At 69.3% G+C, this 9,482-nt stretch carries 10 protein-coding genes; all 10 read right to left on the bottom strand.

The features are described 5' to 3' along the window. Positions 1–110 precede the first annotated feature (110 nt). Entirely contained in the window at positions 111–767 is a 657-nt protein-coding gene (locus ACFWY9_RS25915) for a hypothetical protein (protein ID WP_378328928.1), read from the bottom strand. A 66-nt stretch (positions 768–833) separates the two neighbouring features. Next, on the bottom strand, positions 834–1,436 hold the full coding sequence (locus ACFWY9_RS25910; RefSeq protein WP_378328927.1) for a hypothetical protein: 603 nt from the start codon (positions 1,434–1,436) through the stop codon (positions 834–836). Positions 1,437–1,512: 76 nt separating this feature from the next. Further along, complete coding sequence (locus tag ACFWY9_RS25905; RefSeq protein ID WP_378328926.1) at positions 1,513–2,061, bottom strand: hypothetical protein; 549 nt, start codon at positions 2,059–2,061, stop codon at positions 1,513–1,515. Further along, entirely contained in the window at positions 2,046–3,233 is a 1,188-nt protein-coding gene (locus tag ACFWY9_RS25900) for an MlaD family protein (RefSeq protein ID WP_378328925.1), read from the bottom strand. Before ACFWY9_RS25900 ends, ACFWY9_RS25905 begins: the two co-directional genes overlap by 16 nt. After that, positions 3,233–4,354 carry an MCE family protein gene (locus ACFWY9_RS25895; RefSeq protein WP_378340137.1) on the bottom strand — a complete coding sequence of 374 codons (1,122 nt, stop codon included), beginning with the start codon at positions 4,352–4,354 and terminating at the stop codon, positions 3,233–3,235. Before ACFWY9_RS25895 ends, ACFWY9_RS25900 begins: the two co-directional genes overlap by 1 nt. Continuing rightward, positions 4,351–5,370 (bottom strand): MCE family protein, encoded by a 1,020-nt coding sequence (locus ACFWY9_RS25890; RefSeq protein WP_378328923.1) that lies wholly within the window; start codon positions 5,368–5,370, stop codon positions 4,351–4,353. The genes ACFWY9_RS25895 and ACFWY9_RS25890 overlap by 4 nt, the downstream gene beginning before the upstream one ends. Next, positions 5,367–6,359, bottom strand: a complete 993-nt coding sequence (locus ACFWY9_RS25885) for an MCE family protein (protein ID WP_378328922.1) — start codon at positions 6,357–6,359, stop codon at positions 5,367–5,369. Before ACFWY9_RS25885 ends, ACFWY9_RS25890 begins: the two co-directional genes overlap by 4 nt. Next, on the bottom strand, positions 6,356–7,357 hold the full coding sequence (locus ACFWY9_RS25880; RefSeq protein WP_378340136.1) for an MCE family protein: 1,002 nt from the start codon (positions 7,355–7,357) through the stop codon (positions 6,356–6,358). Before ACFWY9_RS25880 ends, ACFWY9_RS25885 begins: the two co-directional genes overlap by 4 nt. Continuing rightward, a complete protein-coding gene (locus tag ACFWY9_RS25875) occupies positions 7,354–8,628 on the bottom strand; it encodes an MCE family protein (RefSeq protein ID WP_378340135.1) in 1,275 nt (424 codons plus the stop codon). Before ACFWY9_RS25875 ends, ACFWY9_RS25880 begins: the two co-directional genes overlap by 4 nt. Next, complete coding sequence (locus ACFWY9_RS25870; protein WP_378328919.1) at positions 8,625–9,479, bottom strand: MlaE family ABC transporter permease; 855 nt, start codon at positions 9,477–9,479, stop codon at positions 8,625–8,627. Before ACFWY9_RS25870 ends, ACFWY9_RS25875 begins: the two co-directional genes overlap by 4 nt. Between the last annotated feature and the right edge of the window lie 3 nt (positions 9,480–9,482).

Raw genomic sequence — 9,482 nt, 5'->3', positions numbered from 1 at the left:
TCCTGGGGGGTTGTCTTTCTGGGGGGGCGCCCCCCCCTCCGGGGGGGGGCCGCCCTGGGGGGGTGCCGGGGGGGGGGGCCCCCCGCCGGGCGCCCCCCCCACGGCGGATTTCAGCTCGCGGCGTTCATCTCCAGTGTCAGGGCGTTGTCCGGTCCGGACACCATCGCGCCGAGCGCGACGTCGGCGATGAAGCAGTTGGTGAACTCGGGGATCGTGTAGCTGCCGCTCACCTTGATGGGCGGGTTGAAGATGTCCACGTTCTTCGCGGTCAGGTTCATCTCGATCGGTTTGACCGTCCTGCAGCTGCCAGGCACCGTGGGCAGTGGGAAGATCGGCACGATCGGCCCCGCCCAGATGTCGCTGATCTCCATGTTCGCCGTGGCGTGCGTGGTCAGCGTGCCGTCGGTGAGGGTGCCGGTGACCGGGCCGGTCGGCGTGATCCTGACCTTGGCCTTCACCCGGAACAGCCCGGCCAGCAGGGAGATGTCGGCCTGCGAGTCGGGCAGTTTCAGGTTCGCCTTGAGCGAGACGGCGTTGGTGTCGGTGTTGACGATCAGCGCGCCGTCGAGCGAGCCGGGGCCGAGCCGCATGGTGCTGCCGGTCTTCTTGACCGTCGTGCTGCCGCTCACCTGGTAGGAGACCGGGAACTCGACTTCGTCGGCCGACGCGGGGGCGACGGCGATCGTGGAAAGGCCCAGCGCTGTCGCGGCGGTGAGGACGGCGAGCCTGCGCAGACCGGTTCTTCTGGTACGTGCAACAGCGGACATACCTGTTCTCCTTACGGTTTCCTTCACCGGGCCGGGTTCGGAACGGAACCGGCAGGTAAATGGTCTTCAGCGCGGGGAAAGATCGGTGACGACCCAGGTTCCGCCGGACCGTTCCGCGGTCACCGAAAGCTGGGCCGCCGCCGAATCGGCCGCGTTGTTGTCGGCGCGGACGGCGGATTGATCGAGAAAGACGAGCAACGTGGCGCGATCCTTGTCCAAGAATTGCACCGCGGCGGAGGAAACCCGCGAGGTGAGGATCAGTTTCTGCTGAGGTGCCTTTTCCCTGACCTGGGCGAACAGCTTGTCGTAGGAATCGCGGGCGGGGCCGCGCAGCACCGCGGCGGCCGCCTTTTCGGTGATGTCGGTCTTGTCGTAGGAGTACGAGAAGATCTTGTTCAGCGCGAGGGTCACCACCGAGGTGACGTCCGCGGTCGCGCCGACGTCGGTCAGCGCGTGGTTGGCGGTGGCCGTGCTCGAGGTGCGCGCGCGGGCTTCGAGGGTGAACCACACGCCCGCGCCCGCCAGCAGCACCGCGACGGCCAGCAGGATCACCGGCAGCCGGAACCGCTTCCGAGGTGCCTGCGAGGTCTCCTCGGTCTCTTCTTCAGGGAGTTCTTCGCGGATTTCCTCCGGGACCTCGTCCGTGGCAGGGACGGTTTTGGTGCTCATGCGATCGACTCGCTTCGCGAGGCAGTGTCTGATCGTTTTTGGCGCATGATATCCATGATTCGCTCGCAAGCGTCGCTCATCGTGCCCCCACCGGAAGCTGGTCGAGCGCGCTGAGTTTCCAGCCCGCTTCGGTCCTGGCCAGCGCGGCCGCGAACCGGTTGCGTTTGGCCGCCGGGGCCGCCCCGGCCTTCGTCACGCTGATCTCCACCGAGACCAGCATCTTCGCCGTGCCCGCGTGCGTGTCCAGTTCGCTCACCGCGGCGTCGAGCACCTTGCCGGTCGACACCGCGGCGTTCTGCGCGAGCGTCTTCTTCGTCGCGTCGTCGGTCCGGGAGAGCTGCTCGTGCAGCGGACCGGTCGAGGAGTCCCGCCAGCGGGTCAGATCCTGGTCGATCCGGTGGGAGTCGAGCGTGTTCAGGACGGCGACGAGTTCGCGGCCGGTGCGCAGCACCTCGTCCCGGGTGGCGCCGTACGCCACGGCGGGGTCGTTCGCCGCGCTGAACCACGCATAGCCCGACCAGCCCGCGAACACCGCGGCCACGGCCACCAGCGCCGTGGCGATCGCGAGCAGCGGCCGGGTCGTCAGCGCCTTCAGCGCTTTCCTGGGCACTAGTTCCGTAGCCATAACATCTCCGGGAGGTCCTTGGCGGTCGGCAGCCCGCCCAGCACGCCGGGGACGGCGGCGGGTGGGACACCGGCGTGCGGTGCGTTCTGCGAGCCACGCACCGAACTCGCGTCCCCGTGCGGCAGGGTGCACGCGGCGGCGGTGGTGAACGGCAGCGGCGAGAGATCGGTACTGGGGCGGCGCGGAGTGCTTTCGTAGCCCTGTTTGCACGGCGGCGGGTCGTTGAAGGTCAGCGCCAGCGAGAGCCGTCCGCCGTCCTTGGTGATCGCCATCGACGTGGCCGCGACGGCCTTCGGGACGTTGACCAGCAGCTCGCGCAGTCCTTCGGTCCGCGCGTCGAAGACCTGCGCCGTGGTGAGCAGGTTCGCCAGCAGGATCGGCAGGCCGGGATTGGTCTCCTTGATCAGCTTGCCGAGTTCGGTGGCGGCCGGGGGAGCCGACGCGATCAGCCTGCGCAGGTCGCCGTCGGCCCCGGCCAGCTGCCCGGCGAACTCCTTGGCGTTCGCGCTGAACTGGCGCCACGCCTGCGAGGAGTCCAGCTGTGTGCGCAGCACGGTCGCGCCGTCGTCGATCAGCTGGGTCGTCTCCGGCAGGTGCTGGGCGGCGGACTGGGTGAACGACATCGCGGTGTCGGTCAGCAGCCGCAGGTCGGGTCCGGCGCCTTGGAGCGCCTTGTCGAGTTCGTCGACGACTGTGCGCAGGTCCTGGGTCGGCACGGACGCGGTCAACGAGTCCAAATCGGACAGCAGGTTCGGTACCGGGAGCGGCAGGCTGGCCTCCTCACGCGGGATCGTCGCCCCGTCGGTGAGGTAGGGCTTGTCCCCGGTGCGCGGCTGGAGGTCGACGTACTGCTCGCCGACGGCCGACCGGTTCGCCACCACGGCACGGGAGTTCGCCGGGATCGGCGGTGCCGAGGAGTCGATGAGCAGATCGGCCTCCATCCCGGCGGTGGTGAGCCGCAGCTCGCCGACGCGACCGACGGCGACACCGCGGTAGGTCACCTCGCCGTTGGTGAACAGGCCGCCGCCCTCGGCCAGCTGCAGCCGCACGGTGTACCCGCCGCCGCCGAACAGCCTGCCGAGGCCGGCGTAGTTCGCGCCGACGAACGCCGTCGTCGCGAGCGCGATGACGACGAACGCGAGGACCTGGACGCGGGCACGGGTGGTGAGCATCAGCGGCCTCCCGTCCCGGTCGTGGGCGGTGCCGGGGACGTCGTCGGCAACGGGAACGTCGGCAGGCCGGGCGGGACGCCCTCACCCGGCGGCGGGAGGGGGACACCCGGTGCGGGCAGCAAGGCGGCGTACACGTTGAGGTAGTCGCCCTTGACCGCGTCGAGCACACGATCGGTGAACGGGAAGGTCGGCAGGATCTCCAGCGACTTCGGCAGGTTCTCCTCCGCGGCGGCCAGGCTCCGCAGGATGGGGGCGAGCGCCCGCAGGTCCGCGACGAGGTCGTCGCGGCTCCGGTGGATCACGTCGGTGGCCACCCCGGAAAGCCGGTCGAGCGACTGGAGCATCGTGACCAGCTGGGCGCGCTGGTCCGACAGCGTCTTCAGGCCGGGGGTGAGGTCGGTGAGCGCGCCCGCGACCTGCTTGTCCCGGTGGGCCAGCGTCGCCGACAGCCGGTTGAGCCCGTCGATGGCCGCGGTGATGTCGGACCGGTGCGCGTCCAAATTGGACATCAGTTTGTCCAGTCCGGACAGGAAGTCCCGGATCTGCGTCTCGTTGCCGGTCATCACCTTCGACAGCTCGCGGTTGATCGTCTGCAGCTGCCCGATCCCGCCGCCGTTGAGCAGCAGCGACAACGCGCCGAAGATCTCCTCGAACTCCGGGTTTCGGTTGGTCCGGTCCGCGGTGATCGTGGCGCCGTCGGCGAGGCGCTCGGACGGCCTGCCCGTCGCGGCACCGCCGCCCACGCCATCGGCGGCCGCGAGTTCGACGAACTTCTCGCCGAGCAGGCTCGACTGCCGCAGCCGCGCGATCGCGTTCGCGGGAAGCACGACGTCGCCGTTGACCGCCACCACCGCTTCGGCGGTCCAGCCGTCCTTGCCCAGCCTGATCGACTCGACCCGCCCGACCGGGACGTCGCCCACCTTGACCGCGGCCTGCGGGACCAGGTCGAGCACGTCGGCGAACTGCACGGTCACGCGGTACGGACGCTGCCCGAGGTCGGCGCCGCCCGGCAGCGGGAGGTCGTAGACACCCTTGAACTCCCCGGAAGAGCAGCCCGTGGCCACCAGGCAGCACACGGCCATCGTGGTCAGTACCCGCCGGATCCGCCGCGTCCCGGTCATCGCCCGCCCGCCTGTCCACTGTAGACGGGGCCGGTGAGCGGCAGCCCGAAGTACTCGTTCAGATTGCCGCGGCCCTGCAGCGTCCCGGTGGCCGGGTCGACGGCGTTGATCACGTTGCTCGCCGCCAGCGGTGCGACGTCGAGCACCTCGGCCAGCGACGCGCGCTTGTCCACCAGCGTCTTCGTCGTCACCGCCAGCTTGTCCACATTGGACTTGATCTGCGCCCGGTTGTCCCTGATGAACGCCTGGATGTCGCCGAGCGCGCCGCCGAGCCCCTTGAGCGCGCCGGTCAGCTCGCCCTTGTTCTTCGCCAGGGTGTCCGAGATCTGCGCGAGCTGGCGGTTGACGTCGGAGACCTGCCGGTCGTTGGTGGCGAGCATGGTGGTGAACTTCTGCAACTCGTCGACGGTGCCGAACAGATCGCTCGAGTTCCCGGCCAGCGTGCGGGCCAGTTCCGCGAAGTTGCGCACGGACTCGTTGAACGACTTGCCGTTGCCGCCCAGGTTCCGCGCGCCGGTGTGCAGCAGGTCCGAGAGCGCGCCGTCCTTGTTCGCCCCTTTCGGCCCGAGAGCCTTGGCAAGCGTGTCGAGGCTGCCGTAGAGCTGGTCGAGTTCCACCGGGGTCCCGGTGCGGTTCCTGCTGATGACGGCGTTGTCCGCCAGCCGGGGCCCGCCGCGCGCGAGCTTCGCGAACTGCACGTACCGGTCGGCGACGACGCTGGGCGCGATGACGAGCACCGTCGTGTCGGCCGCGATACCCACCGAGCCGTCGACGGTCATGCCGACCTCGACCTGCTCGCCGCGCGGAATCACCGAGTCCACCTGGCCGATCCGCACGCCGAGCACCCGGACGTCCGAGCCGGCGTAGACGCCGACGGCACGGGAGAAGTACGCCGTGACGTGATGGTTCCCGTTGCCGGAGAAGAGCCACCACAGCCCGGCCACGACGACGAGCGCGAGCAGCACGGCGAACAGGATGAACCGGTTGAGCCGTACCCCCATCCGGGTCGTGGTCATCTGCCGCCCCCGATCACCTTGTTCGGATCGCACGGATCGCGGTTCTCCGGGATGAGCCCGCACAGGTAGCCGTCGACCCAGTGCCCGTTCCCCGCGGCGTTGTTGACGACCCGGAAGTACGGGCCCGCCAGTTCGAGGCTCTTGGAGAGGTTGTCGTTCTGTTTCTGGAGCAGGTCGGTGACCTGGCCGAGCTGGCTCAGCGCCGGGCCGAGCTGGTCCTTGTTGTCCTTGACGAACCCGGACAGCTCTTCGGCCAGCTTCTGTGCTCCGGTGAGCAGTTCGTGAATGGCGTCGCGGCGGCTGTTGAGCTCGGTCAGCAACAGGTTCCCGTCCTTGACCAGCGCCTCGAAGTCGTCGTTGGAGTTCGCCAGTGTCGTGGTCAGGCGCCGGGCGTTGGCCAGCAGCTCGGCGATCTGGTTGTCCCGCGAGGAAACCGTCTTCGACAACGCGCTCAGCCCGTCGAGCGCGGTGCGGATGTGCTCCGGCGAGTTGCGGAAGGTGTCGCTGATCGACCCGAAACTGTCCGCGAGCTGTTTCGTGTCGATCTGGCCCACGGTGTCGGCGAGCCCGTTGAAGGCGTCGGTGACGTCGAACGGCGTGACCGTGCGGTCCCGCCCGATCGGCCGGTCGGGGTCCTGCACGCCGGCGCCGGTCGGGTGCAGCGCGAGGAACTTGCGGCCCAGCAACGTCTTGATCTTGATTTCGGCCGAGGTCCGGTCACCGACCCACGCGCCCTTGACCCGGAACGTCACGTTCACGTGGTCGTCGGCGAGCGCGACGCCGGTGACCTCGCCGACCTTGATCCCCGCGACGCGGACCTCGTCGTCGGGCTGCAACCCGGCGGCCTCGGAGAACTCGGCGGCGTAGGTGGTGCCCCCGCCGACGACCGGCAGGTTGTCCCAGTTCAGTGTCACGGTCAGCACCGCGGCGAGGCCGAGGCTGCCGAGGATGCCGATGGTGAGCGGGTTGCGTTCCTTGAACGACTTCACGATCCGCACCTCGCCGCCGTCTGGCGCACGCCGCGCGGGGGATCGGTCAGCAGGGTCGCGCTGCACAGGTAGAAGTTCACCCACGACGCGTACGAGGCCGTCCTGCCGAGCGCGTTGTACTTCTCCGGCAGGGTGGTCAGCGCTTTGTCCACATCGGACTTCCCCTTCACCAGCTGCTCGGACAACGCGTTCAGCCCGGCGATGCTGTCCTTCAGGCCCGGGCGGGCCTGCTCGAACAGGCCGGCGGTGGCGTCCGAGAGGTCGGCCAGCCCGCTGATCGCGTCGCCGATCGCGGCCCGGTCCCCGGCCAGCCCGGAGACCAGCTTGCGCAGCGTGGAGATCAGGTCCGCCAGCGCGTCCCCCTTGCCGTTGACGGTTGTCAGCACGGTGTTGAGATTGCCGATCACCTCGCCGATCACCTTGTCCCGCCCGGCGAGCGTGCTGGTGAGCGAGCCGGTGTGCGCGAGCAGGCTTTCGACGGTCCCGCCCTCGCCCTGCAGCACCTGCACGATCTCGCCGGAGAGCTGGTTGACGTCGTTCGGCGAAAGGGCCTGGAACAGCGGTTTGAAGCCGTTGAAGAGATCGGTCAGATCGAGCGCGGCGGTGGTGCGCTGGATCGGGATCTCGCCGCCCTTCGGGAGTTCGCCCGCGCCGCTTTTACCGCGCTCCAGCGCGATGTAGCGCTGGCCGACCATGTTGCGGTACTTGATCACCGCGCCGACGTCGGCGGGCAGGACGCGCTCGGAGTCGAGGGAGAACCGGATGTGCGCGAGGTTCCGGTCCGCGATCTCCAGTTTCTCGACCTGGCCGACCCGGACGCCGGAGATACGGACGTCGTCGCCGACGTTCAGCGCGGTCGCGTCGGTGAACGTGGCCCCGTAGAGATGCGTGTCGCCGACTCCGGTGTTGGTGATGGAGATGGCCAGCAGCGCCGTGGCCAGCCCGGTGACCAGGATGAAGACGAGGCTCTTGAGCAGGGCGGGGACGAACTTCCTCATCGCAGCGTCACCTCCGTGCCGCGATAGAGCGGGCCGACGAGCACGCTGCCCCACGCGGGGACGTCCGACGGCGGTACCCCGAGCTGCGGCGCGACGAGGGTGGTCAGCAATCCTTGCTCCTGCGGGGAGTTCGCGAGGCCGAGGTCACCGGCGCCGCCGGGGACCAGCGGCGTGTGCGCGGTGCCCGGCGCGAGCGCGGGCGTCCCGGCGACCGGCAGGACGCCGTTGGGATAGCAGCGCGGGCCGCTGTCGGCGCGGTAGGCCGGATCGTCCTTGCCCGGCACGTATTTCCCGCGTGTCCCGGTGATCGTGATGTCGGCGTGCAGCCCCGGCTGGTTCGTGCCCGCGCCCAGCACCGTGTCCATCCAGCCTTTCAGTTCCACCATCCGGTCGAGCGTGCACTTGAAGCTGGGGGAGTACTTCGCGCCGATCTCCAGCGGGGCCTTGCTGTCGGTGGCCAGCCGGATGATGTTGTTCTTGTTGTTGTTCAGGAACGTGGTGATCTCCTCCGACGAATCGGTGACGCGCTGGTAGACGTCGGCGAGGTCGGCGCCCTTGTCCTTGACGGTGCCGAGCGTGACCGCCGAGCTGGTGAGCGCGTCGAGCAGATCGGGCGCGATGTCGCCGTAGAGCGTGGTCACGGCCGCGAGATCGCGGACGTTCTGGTCGAGGCGCGGAAGGTTCGGGTTGAACCGGGTGAGGTAGTCCGACGCGGTGCTCAGCGTCTTCCCGAGCTGTTCGCCCCGGCCGTCCAGCGCGGTCGCGACGGCGGTGAGGGTGGTCGCGAGTTTCTGCGGCTGCACGGCTTTGAGCACCGGCAGGAGGTTGTCGAAGACGCGCTCCAGCTCGATCGCGTTGGCCGAGCGGTCCTGGGTGATGACGTCGTCCGCCTTCAGGTGCGGCGTCCTCGGACCGTCCGGAATGGACAGTTGGACGTAGCGCTCGCCGAAGAGCGTCTTCGGGACCAGCAACGCGGAGACGTTGCCGGGCAGCATGTCTACTTTGGAGGGTTCCAGTGCGAGGGCGATCTCCGCGCCCGACGGCGTCGCGCGGACCCCGCGGATCTCGCCGACGACCACGCCGCGGGCCTTGACCTGCCCGCCCGCCTTGAGCTGGTTGCCGATGCGGTCGGCCCTGAGCGTCACCGGCACCGACGTCACGAAGTCCTTGTCGTAGACCATGACCGAGAGCCAGGCGAGCCCGACCATCACGACGAGGAACATCGCCCCGGCGGCCCGGACCCCGGTCTTGCGCAGCCCCGTGTGTCTCATCCGGCGACCTGCACAGTCGTTGTGGCGCCCCAGATCGCGAGGCTGAGGAAGAAGTCGAGCACGCTGATGGCGACGATCGCGGTACGGACCCCTCGGCCGACCGCGACGCCGACACCGGCGGGCCCGCCGCTGGCGCGGAACCCGTAGTAGCAGTGCGCCAGCACGACGACGACGCTGAACACCAGCACCTTCCCGAAGGACCACAGCACGTCGCCGGGCGGCAGGAACAGCAGGAAGTAGTGGTCGTAGGTGCCCGCGGACTGGCCGAACAACCACACCGTGACCTGGCGCGAGGCGATGTACGAGCTGAGCAGCCCGATGGCGTAGAGCGGGATCACCGCGAGGAAACCGGCGATGACCCGGGTGGTGACCAGGTACGGCACGCTCGGGATGCCCATGACCTCCAGCGCGTCGATCTCCTCGGAGATCCGCATCGCGCCGAGCTGCGCGGTGAACCCGCAGCCGACGGTCGCCGACAGCGCGAGACCAGAAACCAGCGGGGCGATCTCGCGGGTGTTGAAGTAGGCCGAGACGAACCCGGCGAACGCGGACGTCCCGACCTGGTTCAGCGCCGAATAGCCCTGCATGCCGACGACCATGCCGGTGGCGACGGTCATCCCGATCATCACGCCGATCGTGCCGCCGATGACCGCGAGCGCACCGGAACCGAAGCTGACTTCGGCCAGCAGCCGCACGATTTCCCGGAGGTAGCGGTGCACCGCGCGCGGTACCCAGGCCAGTGCGCGCAGGAAGAACAGGATCTGGTCGCCGAGGGTGTCGAGGAAGCCGAACCGGCGGTCGACGGCGTCGCGCAGGCGGGCGGCGCGGGTGGCCGGGCTGGTGGTGACCATCGC

The sequence above is a fragment of the Amycolatopsis sp. NPDC059027 genome, assembly GCF_042739735.1.
GTDB lineage: Bacteria > Actinomycetota > Actinomycetes > Mycobacteriales > Pseudonocardiaceae > Amycolatopsis.
The sequence above is the reverse complement of the archived record's forward strand: the minus strand, read 5'-3'. Positions and strand labels throughout refer to the sequence as shown.